Raw genomic sequence first — 16,304 nt, 5'->3', positions numbered from 1 at the left:
CACCAGGATGACAAAGGGCTCCGAAGAGCCCTTTTTTAATCCCCGAACTGGGTCACTCAGTAGCGGAAGCGGCGGATCAGCTCCCGCAGACGGCGTCCAGCCGACGACAGAGATTGGGTGGTCTGCTCGGTGGACGCCGCCTCACTGGTGAGTTGATCCACTATCTGGCTGATGGCCACCAGGTTACGGTTGATCTCCTCAGAGACGGCATTTTGCTCCTCCGCCGCCGAGGCAATTTGCAGGTTCATGTCGTTGATGGTGCCAACCGCATCACTCATGCCGGACAGGGCCTCACCGATGCGCGCCGCCTCCGTCACCGTCTGTTCACTGCGCAACTGTCCGGCTTGCATGGCCTCTACCGCGTCTTTCACCCCGGCTTGCAGGCGTTGCAGCATATCGTTGATCTCGTGTGTACTCTGCTGAGTACGCCCCGCCAAAGAGCGCACCTCGTCCGCCACCACCGCAAAGCCGCGGCCCTGCTCGCCGGCCCGGGCCGCCTCGATGGCCGCATTGAGCGCCAGCAAGTTGGTCTGCTCGGCAATGCTGCGGATCACCTCCACCACAGAGCCGATGTTGGCGGTCTGCTGGGACAATTCACCGATCACCTCGGAGGCCGCATTCACCTCCGCCACCAGACCATGAATGCTGGCAACGGCGTTATCCACCACACTGCGGGCGCTATCCGAGGCCTGGGCGGCAGCGCCCGTGGCCTCGGCGGCCCGGGCCGCGCTGCCAGCCACCTCTTGGGCCGTACTGCTCATCTCAGTCACCGCCGTGACCACCTGTTCTGTCTCCTTGCGGTGAGCCTGCATCTGGCTGTTATAACGCTCCGCCACGCCGCTGAGCTGCTCGGAGACTTGCGCCAGCTCCTCACCGGTCCCCCCCACGTCACGCACCAGCGCCTGGATTTGCTCGACAAAGTGGTTGAAGGCCCCGGCCACCTGACCCACCTCATCCTGGCTGAGTACCGGCAGTCGCTGAGTCAGATCCCCATCCCCGGAGGCAATGGCCTTCAAGGCCTCGGCAATGCCGCTTAGCGGCCGGGAAATCCGGTTGGCCACCCAGAGGGTCAAGAGCACGGTGAGCAATAACAGCAGCAAGGAGACCAGCAGGCTGCGCAGCAGTTGCTGACGCAGCTCGTCATTGCGCATCTGCTGGGTGTTGGCCAGCTGCTGGTCAATGTCATCGATATAAAAACCCGTGCCCAACACCCAGCCATACCGATCCAGTGTCTGACTGAGGCTCAGCTTGAGCACTGTCTTGCCGGTGGAGGGTTTCGTCCACAGATAGGAGTAGAAGCCATCGCCCTGACGAGCAGCCTCTATGATGCCGCGGATAAAGGGACGCCCCTCTTCATCCTTGAGCCCGGACAAGTCCTTTCCCTCCAGCTCAGGCTTCGGGCCCAGTACTTGGTTGATCCCCTGGTAGTCGTAGACAAAGAAATAACCATCGGCCTCATAGCGCAGGGCCCGCAAAATCGCCTTGACCTTCTCCCGTCGGGCCGGCGTATCCTCGCCCTCATACTCGGCCGCGATGGCGGTGCGAGCCAGGGTCATGTAGTTGGTCAGTTGGGCACGCCGCGCCTCCATCAGCTTGCCCCGGGACAGTTGCAGTTCCTCTTGCAGAGCCCGTTGGCCGATCCAGTAGCTGGTCAGGTTGATCGCACAGACAGCCAGCACCAGCGGCAAGCTGGCCAACAGCATGATCTTTTGTTTTATGGTCATACTCGATTTCCTTGTTCACAACGAGTCATAGATCCAGAGACTCAGTGAAGGCAGTATGCACGATAGACTGGTTACATGCTGTTACAGGGATCGCCTAAACAACCATTTCCGCCCGCCGCCCCTTATAATCGACATTTTTGGGAGAGTTAGATGCAAACCTGCCCCTGCGGAGGAACCCGCCCCTTCGCCGCCTGCTGCGGCCCCTTCATTCAAGGTGATCAATGGCCGGCAAGGCCGGTGGAGTTGATGCGCTCGCGCTTTAGCGCCTTCGTGTTGGGCCACTGGGACTACATCCTGGCCAGCTGGCACCCCGATTACCGTCCTGATCTGACCGCCGAGGCGCTGGGCGCCGAGCAGGACGGGCACTGGGTACGTCTGCAGGTGTTAAACGAGCAGGGCGGGCCAGAAGATACCCAAGGCACGGTGGAATTTATCGCCTGGTACCGCCAGGCGGGCAGCCTCCACCCCCATCACGAACGTTCCCGTTTTGTCAGGCTGGCGGGCCACTGGGTCTATACCGACGGGGATCTGCTGCCTCTGCTGCAGGCCAAGCCCAATGCCCCCTGTCCCTGTGGTAGCGGCATCAAGTTCAAAAAATGTTGCGGACGGTAAAATCCTTGTAAATTCTGATAATTAGCTCGGCATTGTCATGGTGCTGTCATCTGCCTTGCCTAGAGTGCCAGGCCATGAGCCAAGTCATCCGAGGATGCCCCATGCAGGCCGAGCTCGAACGAATCCTAGCCAACCGCCAGATACAGACACTGCTGCAACCCATCTTCGATTGCCAGCAGCAGTCTCCCCTGGGTTATGAAGCCTTAAGCCGGGGCCCCTCGGACAGTCCGCTGCACTCGCCATTGGAGCTGTTCTTCCAGGCCGAGCAGCAAGGTCGCCTCAAGGAGATGGAGCTGTTATGCCTGCAACAGGCGCTGAGTTGTTTTGTCCAGCAGCGCCTGCCGGGCCGGCTGTTCGTCAATCTCTCCCCCCGCGTTTTGCTGGCCTGTCAGGTGCCCGAACTGGTGGCATTGACCCAAACCGCCGGTCTGAGTTGTCAGGATCTGGTGATCGAGTTGACCGAACACCACCCGGTCAACTGCTGGGAAGACATCCAAAGTCAGGTGGCCCTGCTCAAGCAGGCCGGCTTTGGCGTGGCCATCGACGATCTGGGGGCCGGCAACTCAGGCCTGCGTCTGTGGTCCAGCCTCAAGCCCGACTTCGTCAAGCTGGACATCTACTTCACGGCAGATCTGGACAAGGATCTCACCAAGCGTCAGTTCGTCGCCAGCCTGCGGGATCTGGCCGGCAACCTGGGCTGCGCCATGATACTCGAGGGCGTGGAGCGGGAAGAGGAGTACCAGTGTCTGCGTCAGCTGGGCATCCGTTACTGTCAGGGCTACCTGCTGGGCAAGCCCGCCCAGCGTCCCGGCGCCCTGTTTGGCGCGCGTAGCGATCCCGCCCCCAGCGAGCAGGAGGTCATTCACAAGGTGGGGCAACTGGCCCAAAGCGCCCCCGTGCTGAGTCCAGATCTGTTATGCGAGCAGGCGCTGCAGCTGTTCAAGCAGCAAAGTGAGTACGGCTGTCTGCCGGTGCTGGGCAAGGATGACAAGCCCATCGGGCTACTGCGGCGCCAGAGCCTGCTGAGCCATCTGGCGGAGCGCTTTGGCCACTCCCTCTATGCCAAGGCGCCGGTGAGCCGGTTGATGGACACCCAGCCCATACTGGTGGAAGCCGAACAGAGCCTGATCCAGGTCAGCCAGCAACTGGTGGCCAAAAACAGCGATGAGATGGATGCCTGGTTTGTCATCTGCCAACAGGGTCGCTACCTGGGCATGGGGCGGATCCGGGAGTTGATGCGCCGCCTCACCGACTACAAGCTGCAGATGGCCCGCCATGCCAACCCCCTCACCCTGCTGCCAGGCAACGTCCCCATTCAGCAGGCCCTGACCCGCGCCATTCACCGAGGCCGCCCCTTCTGGCTGGCCTACTGCGATCTCAATCACTTCAAGCCCTTCAATGACGTTTGCGGCTATGATCGAGGCGATCAGATGATCAAGCTGCTGGCACGCCTGCTGCGCAAGCATTTTACCCAGGCTGACACCTTCATCGGCCATCTGGGCGGGGATGACTTCATCCTGCTGGGGGAACATGGCGATTGGCGGAGTAATCTGGCCCAGTTACAGGCCGAGTTTCATCAGCTGAGGATCTGCTGCTACCGCCAGGAAGATGTGCGCCGCGGCGGCATCGTCGGCCAGGACAGGGACGGTCAGGAGCGGCAGTTTCCCCTGGTGGCCCTGGCCATCGGCGCCGTCTGCTGGCAACCCGGCCTGCCGCTGACCCAGGGACAGCTCAGCGAACGTCTCAGCCAGGCCAAGAAGCAGGCCAAACAGCAAGCCGATCACCTTTGGCTGGAGACGCCCCAGCAAACCGGCATCTGCGCCTGACTCACCGTCTGTTATCGTCAGGCGAGGCAGCAGACACGGCCGCCGAAACCGGCTGGGCCGTCAAGGCGCCACTGGCCGGCAGCGTCACCCCCGTCGGGCTGGTGTCACCGGCCTGTGCCTTCGCCACCTGCAGCATCAACGCCAGCCGGGGTAATCCCGCCTGGATCAGGTTCTGGCCGACCGCCAGTGTCTCCTCCCTGAGCAGGGGCGCATACTTGACGTATTTCTTGCCCGTAGGCGTGGCAAAAAACACATTCATCTGGGCCATCTCGTCGCGGGTAAAATGCTGGGCGTAGTGCAGGGCCAACCCCTGGCGCACCTCAGGCCAGCTCAGGGTCTCCTTGCTCCAGCGCTGCACCACCCCCTGATAGCGGGCCAGCTCGGGTTGCTGACGAATGAGGTCCTGCAGCACCTGTTGATTGAACTGGTTAAATTGCCCCGGATTGATGAGGTTATCCGCCAGGCTCAACGCCTCGGCAGGCAGCTCGGCCCGGCAGACACTCCCCCACAGGGCCAGACAGACCAGCCAGCACCACAGGCGTCCGCGGCCGGTGCAGCCGGCCCCGCTCACAGAGCCTGTTCGCTGCCACGTCCCATTGCCCACGCCCTGTCCCATAACGCATCCTTTTTGGTTGTTGTGGGTCCGGTGACCCTGCTCACAAGTTGGCGCAAAGAGGCCGCCCCGCCTGTCCGCTCTGGTTGGATTGGCATACCATGACCCCATCCTGCGGTACAGGAGTGGATCATGCCCCTCGTCTTCTCGTTGTTTCAACAGCTCAGCGTGTTTTTGGTGATCGCCTACCTGCTCTCCAAGACCCCCCTGTTCCATCCCCTGGCCAACTATTCGGTGCGTTGGCCGCATAAGGTGGTGATCTACTGTCTGTTCTCCGCCTTCTGTATCCTGGGCACCTATTTTGGTCTGGAGATCCAGGGGGCCATCGCCAATACCCGGGCGGTAGGCGCCGTGCTGGGGGGGCTGCTGGGCGGCCCGATCACCGGCTTCTTCGTCGGCCTCACCGGCGGCCTGCATCGCTGGAGCCTGGGGGGCTTCACCGATCTGGCCTGCGCCGTCTCCACCACCGCCGAAGGCTTGCTCGGCGGCCTGGTACACTGGTACCTGCTGCGCCGTGGTCGGCTGGACAAGCTGTTCAGCCCCGCCCTGGCCTTTGCCGTTACCCTGCTGGCCGAGCTGCTGCAGATGCTCATCATACTGCTGTTGGCTCAGCCGTTCGCTCAGGCCTGGGAGCTGGTGCAGCTCATCGCCCCGCCCATGCTGCTGGCCAACGCCACCGGTGCCGCCCTGTTTATCAGCATGATCCGCGATCAGAAGCGCATGTTCGAGGAGCTCTCCGGCACCTTCTCCGCCAAGGCACTGCGCATCGCCCAGCGCACCGTCGGCCTGCTGGATCAGGGACTCACCCCAGCCGCGGCTCAGGCGGTGGCCCAGATCCTCTATCAGGAAACCGGGGTCGGCGCCGTGGCCATCACCGACTGCCACCGCATCCTGGCCTTCGTCGGCACGGGTGAGGATCACCACAAGCCGGGGCGCCCCATCTCCTCGCCCCTGACCCTGGCCGCCATTGCCCATAACCGCTTGATGTTTGCCGACGGTCAGAGCGAGCCCTACCGCTGCAGCATCCAGGCCCACTGCCCGCTGGGCTCTGTGCTGGTGATCCCGCTTCAAGGCGAGAAAGGGGTCCTGGGCACCATCAAGCTGTATGAACCCCGGCAGCGCCTGTTTCTCAAGATCAACCGCACCCTGGGCGAAGGCATCGCCAACCTGTTGTCCCGCCAGCTACTCAGCAGCCGCTTGGCGCAACAGGAGAACCTGTTAACCCAGGCCGAGCTCAAGCTGCTGCGCGCCCAGATCAACCCCCATTTCCTGTTCAACACCCTCAACACCATCGGCGCCATCACCCGCACGGATCCCGAGCGGGCCCGCGGCCTGCTGCTGCACCTGTCGCACTTCTTCCGCAAGAACCTCAAGCGCCAGGAGGGGCTCACCACCCTGGCCGAAGAGCTGGAGCATTGCCAGTCCTATCTGGAAATCGAGCAGGCCCGTTTCGGCGAGCGCCTACAGGTGGATTACCAGATCCCGGCGGAGCTGCTGACCACCCGGCTGCCGGCCTTCACCCTGCAGCCCCTGATCGAAAACGCCATCAAGCACGGCATCGCCAACCTGCTGGAGCCGGGACGGCTGCAGATCCGTGCCGAGGCGCGGGGCAAGCAGGTGCTGTTGGAGATAGAAGACAATGCCGGCGCCTACGCACCGTCTGGCGACAGCGATGGCCTGGGGCTGACCATAGTGCAGCGGCGGCTGCACAACGCTTTTGGTAGTGAGGCCCAGCTTAGAATCCACAACCAGGCCGACTGTTACTGCCGGGTCAGCCTGACCCTGCCCAAGGAGGCCCCATGATCCGCGTACTGCTGGTGGATGACGAACCTTTCGCGCGCCAGGAGCTGATGAGCCAGCTGGCCGGCGAGGCAGACATCCAGATCCTGGGCCAGGCGGCCAACGCCATCGAGGCCCTGCAACAGATCAACGAACTCAAGCCCGATGTGGTGTTTCTGGATATCCAGATGCCCAAGGTCAGCGGCATGGAGCTCATCGGCCTGCTGGCCGATCCCCTGCCGCGCATCGTGTTTGTCACCGCCTTTGATGACTACGCCATCCAGGCCTTCGAGGAGCAGGCCTTCGACTACCTGCTCAAACCCGTGGCGCCGGATCGTCTGGCCAAGACGCTGCACCGCCTGCGCCAGAGCCTCACACCCCAACCGGTACGCCAGCTGGCGCCACCGCCCAGCCGGCTGCCGGTGTTTGTCCACAACCGGGTCAAGTTGCTGCCCTTGGAGGCCATCGACTTTGCCTATTCGGATCTGGGAGGCGTGCACCTGGTCAGCGGCAGCGAGCATTACCATACCCAACTGACCCTGAAGGCCCTGGAGGAGCAGACGCCCCTCATCCGCTGCCATCGCCAGTATCTGGTGGCTCCCCACGCCCTGGGGGAGTTGCGCCTGCTGGAGCACCAACTGGCCGAAATCCTCACCCCGGCGGGGCAAACGGTGCCGGTGAGCCGCCGCTTCCTGCCCGACATCAAGGCCCGTCTGGGGCTGAGCTGACGTGACCTGACTCACACCGTCTCGCCGCTGGCGCCGCCAAACCGCCGCTTAGCCGGTAGCGGCAGCCAGGGCGGCAAGCCAGGCCTACACTCCCCTACGATTGATAACCTTTCCAAGGAGTGAAGGTATGAGTTGGTTCCTGCTTGCTGTCGGCCTGTTGCTGGCCGGCTATTTCTTCTACGGCAAGTTCGTAGAAAAGGTGTTCGGCCCCCGGCCAGAACAGGCCACCCCCGCAGTCACCATGGCGGACGGGGTGGACTATGTGCCCATGTCCGACAAGAAGATCTATCTGGTGCAGTTGCTGAACATCGCCGGCGTGGGGCCCATCTTCGGCCCCATACTAGGGGCCCTGTATGGCCCGGTGGCCATGCTGTGGATCGTGTTCGGCTGCATCTTCGCCGGCGCGGTGCACGACTACTTCTCCGGCATGCTGTCGGTGCGGGCCAAGGGCGCCTCGGTGCCCGTGGTGGTGGGGGAGCATCTGGGCTCGGCCGCCAAGCACTTCATGAACCTGTTTGCGGTGCTGTTGCTGATGCTGGTGGGTGTGGTGTTTGTGCTGAGTCCGGCCGGCCTGCTGGCCAACCTCACCAGCAGTAGCGTGGTTTACTGGATCCTGGCCATCTTCGCCTACTACATACTGGCAACCATAGTCCCCATCGACAAGATCATCGGCCGCCTCTATCCCCTGTTTGGCGCCTTGCTGCTGTTCATGTCCGTCGGTCTGGTGGCCGCCATGCTGCTGTCCGACAAGCCCCTGTACAGCGCCGGCATCAGCCTGGCCAACCTGCATCCCAGCGAGCTGCCCCTGTGGCCCCTGCTGTTTATCACCATCGCCTGTGGCGCCGTCTCCGGCTTTCACGCCACTCAGTCGCCGCTGATGGCGCGCTGCATGCAAAATGAAAAATCCGGCCGCTTCATCTTCTACGGCGCCATGATAGGTGAAGGGGTCATCGCCCTGATCTGGTGTACCCTGGGCCTCTCCTTCTACGACAGCCCCACCGCCCTCAACGCCACCCTGGCCCATGGCGGTCCGGCCGCCGTGGTACACGAAGTCTCCATCGGCCTGCTGGGTCAGGTGGGGGGCATACTGGCCATCCTGGGGGTGGTGATACTGCCCATCACCTCCGGCGATACCGCCTTCCGCAGTGCCCGCCTCATCATTGCCGAGTTTCTGAAGATGCCGCAGAAGCCCATCGCCAAGCGGTTGCTCATCGCCGTGCCCATGTTTGTGGTGGGCTACCTCATCTCCAAGGCGGACTTCGGAGTGATCTGGCGCTACTTCGGCTGGGCCAACCAGACCACCGCCGTGATCATGCTGTGGGCCGCCGCCGCCTACCTGGCCAAGGAGGACAAGCTGCACTGGATCTGCACCCTGCCGGCGGTGTTTATGACGGCGGTGTGCATCACCTACCTGGCCAATGCCCCCATCGGCTTCGGTCTGGCCATGCTGCCCTCCAGCCTGATTGGTGTGGCCGCCACCCTGGCGATCACGGTGCTGTTCCTGCTCAAGTACCGCAGCGGCGCCCTGGCCGCCAAGGCACCCGCCCCGTAACCAGGGGAACGGCAAAAAAAAACACCCCGCCATGGCGGGGTGTTGTCGTTCTTGCGCCGGGGACTGGCTTCAGTAGTTGAAGCCCAGGCTCAGATAATGGCGCCACTCCAGATCATCCTCGGGGCGGATCTTCTGCCCCCCCGCCTCCAGCCACATGTCGTTCCAATCCACCTCCGAGCGCCAGGAGAGCCGCAGGTGTTTGCTCAGGGCATAACGTACCCCGAACTCTGCCTCGGCCTGCTGATTGAGCACCAGCCAATCGGATTGCTGCTTGACGAATTTGGCATACTTGCCCTGACTGAACAGGGTGAAACGGCTATCCCCCAACGGTTGTTGATAATCCCAGCCCCAAATAACTAAGGGGTAGGCCACCTGCCGTTGGCCAGGGAATATGAGCGAGAGTGACCCGCTGTCATCGCGCCAGCGCACCGCACTCCAGCCGGCCTGCAGGTTCATCTCCAGCCAGCTCTCCTTGCGCTTCCAGAAGCGGTAGCCCGGGCCACTGGCGTAGTCCACCTCCAGGTAAGTTTCACCCAACATGTCATAACGCAGATCCACCGAGCCGCGCCAGAACCAGTTGGGATGGAAGAAGTAGTCCAGCTTAGGGATGAGCTGATACTTGTGGGTGAGGGTCTGCCCTTCTGAGGTGTCGTACTCGTAGTCGCCAACCAGCCCCCAGCGCCATTGGCCCGCGGTCAGCTGGGTATCCAGATCCAGGTCGATGTCGTTGCGGCTATTCTCGCCGCGCTTGAGTTTGACGCTGGCATCTGCCGACACCTTGTATTCCCATGCGTCCTTGGACTTGGCCGGCGGTGTGGCCGCCACCAGGGTCTCGGGGCCGAGCAGCCGACCAGACTCATCCTGCCAGCGGGTCACATTGGCCCGCGGCAGGCGCAGCTGACCACCGTAGACGGTCTCCAGCACCAGCTCGCTGCCACTGATCTTCTTGATCTGGCCGCTCAGCCGGTCGCCATTCTCCATCCACAACACGGCCTGCGCCGAACCCAAGAGCGCCAACAGCAGACTCATCGCGGATCAGTTACCTCTGTGCACCAGGGCCAGGACGGACGCCGCCCCCACAAACAGGCTGGCAAAGCTGCGATTAAGCAGCCGCTGCTGGCGGGGGGTCCGCAGCAGTTGCAGCACCTTAGCGGCCAAACAGGTGTAGCCCGTCATCACCAGCACATCCACGCTGATCATGGTGATCAGCATCAGGCCGTACTGGGGCACCAGGGGGGCCGCCGGGTCGATGAACTGGGGCAGCACCGCCAGCATGAAGACGATGGCCTTGGGGTTGCTGATGTTGACCAGAAAGCCCTTGGCCAGTAGGGCAGGCCCTGGGATCTGCACCGGATCCGTCTGCGCCTTTATGGCCTGGGGTGCCTGACGCCATTGGCGATAAGCCAGGTAGATGAGATAGAGAACGCCGAACCACTTGATCAGGTTAAACGCCAGCTCGGAGGCCACCAGCACGGCGCCGACCCCGGCCGCCACGATCAGGATCTGTACCGCCAGGGCCAGCTGCAACCCCAGAATATTCCAGTAACCCCGCCACAACCCCACCTGTAGCCCGCTGGACATGGACGCGATGGCCCCGGCCCCCGGGGAGAGACTGATAACCCAACAGGCGGCAAAAAACGCCAGCCACATATCCAGTGCCATGTCGCACCTCCTTGTCAAAGCAGCATTAAACGCCAGTGGACGACACCGGGCAAGGGCCAAGTGCACTGTGCCGGCTAGACAGGCGGCGGGGATAACGGCAGGCGCATCAACAGGCTGCTGCCATGCCGTACCGCCGTGAAGCCATGCCGCTCAAACATGGCCACCGAGCCATGAAACTTGCCTGCCGCAGAGCGCGCCCGAGGGCTGGGATAGGCCTCGGCCCACCACCAGTCCTGTTGACGAGCGGCCACCAGCAAATGGGTCAACAGCCCATCGGCGATCCCCTGGCCGCGCCAGGCGGGATCCACCATAAAGCAAGTGATGGCCAAGACCCGGGTGGCCTCGACCTCAGCCAGGGCGGTGAAGGCGGACTTGCGGTTGGCATTGCACCAGCCCACCACCTGTCCCTCGTGCCAGGCCAGGTAGCCTTGTAACCGGCCCGCATCGATCAACCAGCGGGCATACTCCCGGCGACTGCGCCCGGCACCTGTGGCCTCCACCGGACGCGGCCGAAAAAAATAGGTGCAGTAGCAGCCGGCCCAGCCCGGGTTATCACCAAATGCCCGCTGGTCAAAAAACGCGAACCAGGCATCCACCGTGGCCTGCGTCAATGGCGTGATCTGGATCTCCATGGTCCCTCCTGATGGTGCGGGCGGGCAGCCCCGCCGCCGACCTGTCCAGCTGTAGGTTAAAACCACCCCAGCCGTCAACCGCAGCGCGGCAGCCACTGGCAGCTGCCCACGTCCAGACGGATTTTTACGCCTGATAGGTGACAGCCTCCACATAGGGAGTAAAGTGAAACCCATATTGGCCAGCCGGACGAGCCAACTACCAACCTGAGCGACCTCCGCACGGCCCCGCCGTTCAGCTGCAGGCCACCGTGACGTGTTGTTCGCTCCAATCAAGGAGTGACACATGATGCCATTACGTTCCCTTGCAGCGATCGGTCTGCTGTTGCCCGGCGTCTCGTCAGCCGCCGGCCTCTATCTGTATGAGCTGGGTACTGACGATGTGGGTCTGGCCAGTGCGGGCATGGCCGCCCGGGCCCAGGATGCCTCGACCATCGCCAGTAACCCGGCCGGTATGACCCGGCTCGCCGGTGACGATGTCACCCTCGGGCTGCAAGCCCTGTACGGTGACACCCACTACCAGATGGCCAATGACCATCTCAACAGCCCCGACGACAGCATCATCGGCTGGTTCCCCGCCGGCAGCGCCTTTTATAGCCATAGTCTGGATGACCGCTGGAAACTGGGTATCGGCCTGTATGGCAACTTTGGCCTGTCGCTGGATTTTGGCGACTGGAGCGGCAACGACATCTTGAAAGACTGCACCCTGATGGCCATGAGCCTGCAGCCCAGCGTGGCCTACCGTCTGAACGATGCCTGGTCCCTGGGCGTCGGGATCAACGCCAATTACGGCATCTTCTCCATCAAGGGCGCCCTGGATGACGGGCTGGATATCAGCGACACCGACTGGGCCGCAGGCTACAAGCTGGGACTGCTCTATCAGCCCAATGCGGATCTGCGCCTGGGGTTGGCCTACAGCAGCCGCGTCACCTATCGCTTTTCACAAGATGGGCTCGGTGAGGTGATACAGGCACTGCCCTTGTCCGGCAAGGTGGTCGCCCCGCAACAGCTGATGCTCAGCGGCGTGTACAGCCTATCCCCCCGGGTGGATCTGCTGGCCAACCTCGGCTGGCAAGACTGGTCCGTCTATAACAAGAACGAGGTCTGGATTGGCGAATACAGCAAGCCCAGCGCCAACCTGCTGCAGGACACCTGGCATGCCGCTCTGGGCATCCAAAACCACATGGCGCCCCGGCTCACCATGAACCTGGGCGTGGCCTTCGACAGCAGCATCTACAAGGATCAGGATAACGCCCTGCTGGCCCTGCCCTCCGGCGATACCGTGCGTCTGGGCGTCGGCGGTCGCTATACATTCGACGACCGCAACTCCCTGGGCATCGCCCTGGAGCTGGCCCAGGTGGATGGTTCCACCGTGCAGGGCAATCTGCTGGGCGGCCATTACAACCCCTCCACCCTCTACTTTATCGCCATCAGCTACGGGCATAAGTCCTAGCGTTCGGCCCGGCGCCGCGCCGTCGAGCAACAAAAAAGCCCTGGGTCATCCCTAGGGCTTTTTATCATCATCGCCGAGTCACTGCCCAGCTTGTCGGCCTGCTTACTTCACCACCTCCAGTGACGGGAAGGTGTATTTGCCTTCACGGATGGCCTGGTCTGGTCCATACATGCGCAAGATGATGTAGGCGTCCTTTTCCGGGATCGGCAGCCAGTTGGGATTATTGGCATCGCCCTTGGCGCTCAATTCGATGGTGTACATGCCATCGGCGTCGGGTTTGAGGGTTCTATCACCCCGGCTGTGCCGGTTGATCTCGTTGTGCGCCATCAGCTTGTTATCCGACCCATACACGGTGAAGGACCAGAACTGACTCACGTTGGGCGCCTTGAAGTGCATGCGGTACTGCTTGCCGTTGGCACCATTGATGTTCTTGCCATCGGACCCCGTCACCGCCTGCAGGTAGACGGACTCTTCCGGCGGTAGGCCCCACTGGCCAAGGAAGGTGCCCTCGGCAAACAGATCCCGCTGGCCGTTCTGTAACTGCTCACGGGTGCCAAGCAACTTCTCAGAATTCGTCATCTTGGGCGCCAGCTCGGCCAGATAGGCCATGCCGAGCTGCTCCCCGGTCTTGGCGGCGGCCAGCTGGGCGCGGGTAAATTTCTCGGCACAGGGGGCCAGCCCTATGGCCTGGTACTTAGCCAGCCACTGCTTATCCGCCGTGCCCATGTCGCCTTCACACAGCACAAAGTTCACCCGTTGCAGCCAGTTGGTCTTGGCCGGATCCGGCCAGTGATGGACCTTGGGCTTGGGCCCCGGCACCCCCAGGTAGGCTGACAGGGTACGGATGTTCCACTGATCCATGTAATTGAGGGCAACCTGCTCATCCTCTTTCCCGGTGGCCATGATGCGACCCATCAGCTTGAGAAAGTTTGAATCCACCCGGATCACCTCGGTGACGCTGGCCGGCACTTCTCCCTGCCAGCTGTTCAACGCAAACATGAAGCGGCCGCCCTGCTCGCCCCGCAGGCGGGAACCTATCATGGAGGTGGTGTAGTGCCCCATGTCCATGGTGTGCAGTATCCAGTAGCGTCCCTTATCCATGTCCGGCACACTGACGATCACGGGTTCGGCGCTCACATCCAGCCAGCCCTGCAGGTGCAGGGTGTCGTTGTTGATGGTCGGATGGGAGGTATAGGTATCGTCGGCGATGTGCCGGATATTCTGGAAGCGATTTAACGGCACCTCTTCCTTGATGGCGGTTTCGTAGAAGAACTTGTAAGCCTCGTCCATGGAATAGGCATAGATAAATGCCTCCTTGGCCAGCTCATCGGATATTTTTGCAGACGCGGGCAGCACAACGGCACATAACGACACTGCCAAAATAAATTTTTTCATAGCTCTCTCCAACATGGGAAGTTCAGCCAATCAATCGGCAATTCGAAGGAACTGGGTGTGACAGCGTGAGGCCCAAATGCACCTCAACTCAAGAAGTCTGTCACCGACGCCGGCCTGTGTCACATGCCTTTTTTGATGGACTAAGGGGCGAGGGAGCGTTGGCCCGATCGACGTCGTTTGGCGGTCGATTCCTGGCCTGGAAGCTGGCGAGGGTCAATGTGGAGGGAGCACCGACGATGCCATCTCGCACCATAGCCGCGAGCCGGCGATCCTGGCTCGGTCGGGATTGACGCGGCCCATCCCTGGCCAGCGCCCCACGGGCTGCCTGCGGCAGTCCAAAACGGCACTCCTGCCGTTTTGTCGAACAGGCTCCGAACCAGGACCGCCCATCACCGGATAAAAGAAAACCCCTGTCTTGCGACAGGGGTTTTCTTTTATCTGGCGGTGAGGGAGGGATTCGAACCCTCGATACGTTGCCGTATACACACTTTCCAGGCGTGCTCCTTCAGCCACTCGGACACCTCACCGTTTTTTGGTCTCTTGTTTAAGGCGTGAGACCTCACCTTTATCTCTTGGTTAAGGCGTGAGATCTCGCCTGGTCCGTCAGACTGGCTGACGACGGGGCGCATCATAGACAAGGCCTTGGGCAAACACAACAAAAAATCTTAAAAAACCATGCGTTTGCCTAGATTTGCAGCAGGGCCAGTGGCTTGTCACACCGCCGCCGGCTATGGCTATTCCACCTCGTGAATGGCCACCGGCTGCAACTTGGCGCGCCAGTGGGCCGGGCCCAGCTCATGGATGTTGTTGCCTCGGGCGTCCACCGCCACCGTCACCGGCATGTCCACCACCTCAAACTCGTAGATGGCCTCCATCCCCAGCTCCTCGAAGGCCACCTTGCGGGCCTGCTTGATGGCCTTGGAGACGAGGTAGGCCGCTCCCCCCACCGCCATCAGATAGGCGGCGCCGTGGGCATGGATGGCCTCCACCGCCTCAGGGCCCCGCTCGGACTTGCCAATCATGCCGAACAGGCCGCACTGCCCCAGCATCATCTCGCTGAACTTGTCCATCCGGGTGGAGGTGGTGGGGCCGGCAGGGCCCACCACTTCGTCGCGCACCGGATCCACCGGGCCCACGTAGTAGATGAAGCGTCCGTTGAAGTCCACCCCATCCGGCAAGGGCTCGCCGCTGGCCAGCAGATCGCTGATGCGCTTGTGGGCCGCATCACGCCCTGTGAGTATCTTGCCGGAGAGCAGCAGGGTCTCCCCCACCTGCCAGGTGGCGATCTCCTCCTTGCTGATGCCATCAAGCTGCACCCGGCGCGCCTGCTTGGCGCCCTCCCAGGCGATCTCCGGCCAGGCGGACAGGGGCGGTGGCGTGAGCTGGGCCGGCCCCGAGCCATCCAGGGTGAAATGAATGTGCCGGGTGGCGGCGCAGTTGGGGATCATGGCGATGGGCTTGGCCACCGCGTGGGTCGGGGCGGATTTGATCTTCACATCCAGCACAGTGGTGAGCCCCCCCAACCCCTGGGCACCGATCCCCAGGCGGTTGATCTTGTCGAACAGCTCCAGGCGCAGGGCCTCTTCGCCATTGGCTGGGCCGCGGGCCTTGAGATCCTGAATGTCGATGCTCTCCATCAGGGCTTCTTTTGCCATCAGGGCCGCCTTTTCGGCGGTGCCGCCGATGCCGATCCCCAGCATGCCGGGCGGACACCAGCCCGCGCCCATGGTGGGCACCGTCTTGAGCACCCAATCCACCACCGAATCAGACGGATCCAGCATGGCGAGCTTGGACTTGTTCTCCGAGCCACCGCCCTTGGCGGCGAGATGCACCTCCACCTGATCCCCCTTGACCATCTCCACGTGCACCACCGCCGGGGTGTTGTCCCGGGTGTTTTTGCGGCTGCCGGCCGGGTCGGCCAGGATGGAGAGGCGCAACGGGTTGTCTGGGTTCAGGTAGGCACGCCGGGTGCCCTCGTCCACCATCTCCTGCACCGTCATCTCGGCCTGCCACTGCACCTGCATGCCGATCTTCACAAAGCAGGTGACGATGCCGGTATCCTGGCACAGGGGCCTGTGGCCCTCGGCGGACATGCGGGAGTTGATCAGGATCTGCGCCATGGCGTCCTTGGCGGCGGGGCTCTCTTCGCGCTCATAGGCCTGGGTCAAGGCCTGAACGAAATCCAGCGGGTGATAATAGGAGATGAATTGCAGGGCATCGGCGATGGAATCGATGAAGTCCTGTTGTGTTATCACTGCCATAACATTTCTCCCGTGGCCGTCCGGCCGGAGCGCGGGCGACAAAGTTCATGAATTTAGCGGTGTTATGATA

General features: G+C 62.3%; 13 protein-coding genes and 1 tRNA gene. 6 read left to right on the top strand and 8 right to left on the bottom strand.

Annotation, left to right across the window (positions count from 1 at the left end):
* Nucleotides 1–56 precede the first annotated feature (56 nt).
* Nucleotides 57–1,724 carry a methyl-accepting chemotaxis protein gene (locus tag ABD847_RS04345; RefSeq protein ID WP_345010435.1) on the bottom strand — a complete coding sequence of 556 codons (1,668 nt, stop codon included), beginning with the start codon at nucleotides 1,722–1,724 and terminating at the stop codon, nucleotides 57–59.
* Nucleotides 1,725–1,874: 150 nt separating this feature from the next.
* Between ABD847_RS04345 and ABD847_RS04340 the strand changes: the two genes are divergently transcribed.
* A complete protein-coding gene (locus tag ABD847_RS04340; RefSeq protein ID WP_345010433.1) occupies nucleotides 1,875–2,336 on the top strand; it encodes a YchJ family protein in 462 nt (153 codons plus the stop codon).
* A 74-nt stretch (nucleotides 2,337–2,410) separates the two neighbouring features.
* Entirely contained in the window at nucleotides 2,411–4,162 is a 1,752-nt protein-coding gene (locus ABD847_RS04335; RefSeq protein WP_345010431.1) for an EAL domain-containing protein, read from the top strand.
* Nucleotide 4,163: 1 nt separating this feature from the next.
* On the opposite strand, the gene ABD847_RS04330 is transcribed toward ABD847_RS04335, so the two are convergent.
* A complete protein-coding gene (locus ABD847_RS04330; protein WP_345010429.1) occupies nucleotides 4,164–4,778 on the bottom strand; it encodes a DUF2059 domain-containing protein in 615 nt (204 codons plus the stop codon).
* 129 nt (nucleotides 4,779–4,907) lie between these two features.
* Here ABD847_RS04330 and ABD847_RS04325 point away from each other — a divergent pair, with 129 nt between their 5' ends.
* From ABD847_RS04325 to ABD847_RS04315, 3 genes are all read left to right on the top strand, one after another.
* Nucleotides 4,908–6,578, top strand: coding sequence for a LytS/YhcK type 5TM receptor domain-containing protein (locus ABD847_RS04325; RefSeq protein WP_345010426.1), 1,671 nt, complete (start codon nucleotides 4,908–4,910; stop codon nucleotides 6,576–6,578).
* Nucleotides 6,575–7,282: a two-component system response regulator BtsR gene (gene btsR, locus ABD847_RS04320; protein ID WP_345010424.1), complete on the top strand. Its 708-nt coding sequence runs from the start codon at nucleotides 6,575–6,577 to the stop codon at nucleotides 7,280–7,282. Before ABD847_RS04325 ends, btsR begins: the two co-directional genes overlap by 4 nt.
* Before the next feature lie 127 nt (nucleotides 7,283–7,409).
* The gene (locus ABD847_RS04315) at nucleotides 7,410–8,834 is read left to right on the top strand and encodes a carbon starvation CstA family protein (protein WP_345010423.1); all 1,425 of its coding nucleotides are present in this window, start codon (nucleotides 7,410–7,412) and stop codon (nucleotides 8,832–8,834) included.
* Between the two features lie 69 nt (nucleotides 8,835–8,903).
* Here the strand turns inward: ABD847_RS04315 and ABD847_RS04310 are convergent, their stop codons facing one another.
* From ABD847_RS04310 to ABD847_RS04300, 3 genes are all read right to left on the bottom strand, one after another.
* On the bottom strand, nucleotides 8,904–9,863 hold the full coding sequence (locus ABD847_RS04310; RefSeq protein ID WP_345010422.1) for a DUF481 domain-containing protein: 960 nt from the start codon (nucleotides 9,861–9,863) through the stop codon (nucleotides 8,904–8,906).
* Between the two features lie 6 nt (nucleotides 9,864–9,869).
* Complete coding sequence (locus ABD847_RS04305; protein WP_345010420.1) at nucleotides 9,870–10,496, bottom strand: LysE family transporter; 627 nt, start codon at nucleotides 10,494–10,496, stop codon at nucleotides 9,870–9,872.
* Between the two features lie 74 nt (nucleotides 10,497–10,570).
* Complete coding sequence (locus tag ABD847_RS04300) at nucleotides 10,571–11,128, bottom strand: GNAT family N-acetyltransferase (protein WP_345010418.1); 558 nt, start codon at nucleotides 11,126–11,128, stop codon at nucleotides 10,571–10,573.
* Nucleotides 11,129–11,411: 283 nt separating this feature from the next.
* On the opposite strand from ABD847_RS04300, the gene ABD847_RS04295 reads away from it, so the two are divergent.
* Nucleotides 11,412–12,578 (top strand): OmpP1/FadL family transporter, encoded by a 1,167-nt coding sequence (locus ABD847_RS04295; protein ID WP_345010416.1) that lies wholly within the window; start codon nucleotides 11,412–11,414, stop codon nucleotides 12,576–12,578.
* Between the two features lie 102 nt (nucleotides 12,579–12,680).
* Here ABD847_RS04295 and ABD847_RS04290 read toward each other — a convergent pair whose 3' ends face one another.
* The 3 genes from ABD847_RS04290 to ABD847_RS04280 form a co-directional block, all read right to left on the bottom strand.
* Complete coding sequence (locus tag ABD847_RS04290; protein ID WP_345010414.1) at nucleotides 12,681–13,973, bottom strand: DUF1254 domain-containing protein; 1,293 nt, start codon at nucleotides 13,971–13,973, stop codon at nucleotides 12,681–12,683.
* A 439-nt stretch (nucleotides 13,974–14,412) separates the two neighbouring features.
* Nucleotides 14,413–14,500, bottom strand: a tRNA-Ser gene (locus tag ABD847_RS04285).
* A gap of 207 nt (nucleotides 14,501–14,707) precedes the next feature.
* Nucleotides 14,708–16,234, bottom strand: coding sequence for a fumarate hydratase (locus ABD847_RS04280; protein ID WP_345010412.1), 1,527 nt, complete (start codon nucleotides 16,232–16,234; stop codon nucleotides 14,708–14,710).
* Between the last annotated feature and the right edge of the window lie 70 nt (nucleotides 16,235–16,304).

The organism is Pseudaeromonas paramecii, from assembly GCF_039540575.1.
GTDB lineage: Bacteria > Pseudomonadota > Gammaproteobacteria > Enterobacterales > Aeromonadaceae > Pseudaeromonas > Pseudaeromonas paramecii.
This window is presented reverse-complemented; position numbering and strand designations above follow the sequence as displayed.

Coding starts and splice junctions, on each gene's coding strand:
- ABD847_RS04335 (WP_345010431.1), top strand. CDS start 2,411: ATGAGCCAAGTCATCCGAGGATGCCCCATGCAGGCCGAGCTCGAACGA.
- ABD847_RS04340 (WP_345010433.1), top strand. CDS start 1,875: ATGCAAACCTGCCCCTGCGGAGGAACCCGCCCCTTCGCCGCCTGCTGC.
- ABD847_RS04310 (WP_345010422.1), bottom strand. CDS start 9,863: ATGAGTCTGCTGTTGGCGCTCTTGGGTTCGGCGCAGGCCGTGTTGTGG.
- ABD847_RS04330 (WP_345010429.1), bottom strand. CDS start 4,778: ATGGGACAGGGCGTGGGCAATGGGACGTGGCAGCGAACAGGCTCTGTG.
- ABD847_RS04305 (WP_345010420.1), bottom strand. CDS start 10,496: ATGGCACTGGATATGTGGCTGGCGTTTTTTGCCGCCTGTTGGGTTATC.
- ABD847_RS04300 (WP_345010418.1), bottom strand. CDS start 11,128: ATGGAGATCCAGATCACGCCATTGACGCAGGCCACGGTGGATGCCTGG.
- ABD847_RS04295 (WP_345010416.1), top strand. CDS start 11,412: ATGATGCCATTACGTTCCCTTGCAGCGATCGGTCTGCTGTTGCCCGGC.
- ABD847_RS04315 (WP_345010423.1), top strand. CDS start 7,410: ATGAGTTGGTTCCTGCTTGCTGTCGGCCTGTTGCTGGCCGGCTATTTC.
- ABD847_RS04325 (WP_345010426.1), top strand. CDS start 4,908: ATGCCCCTCGTCTTCTCGTTGTTTCAACAGCTCAGCGTGTTTTTGGTG.
- btsR (WP_345010424.1), top strand. CDS start 6,575: ATGATCCGCGTACTGCTGGTGGATGACGAACCTTTCGCGCGCCAGGAG.
- ABD847_RS04290 (WP_345010414.1), bottom strand. CDS start 13,973: ATGAAAAAATTTATTTTGGCAGTGTCGTTATGTGCCGTTGTGCTGCCC.
- ABD847_RS04345 (WP_345010435.1), bottom strand. CDS start 1,724: ATGACCATAAAACAAAAGATCATGCTGTTGGCCAGCTTGCCGCTGGTG.
- ABD847_RS04280 (WP_345010412.1), bottom strand. CDS start 16,234: ATGGCAGTGATAACACAACAGGACTTCATCGATTCCATCGCCGATGCC.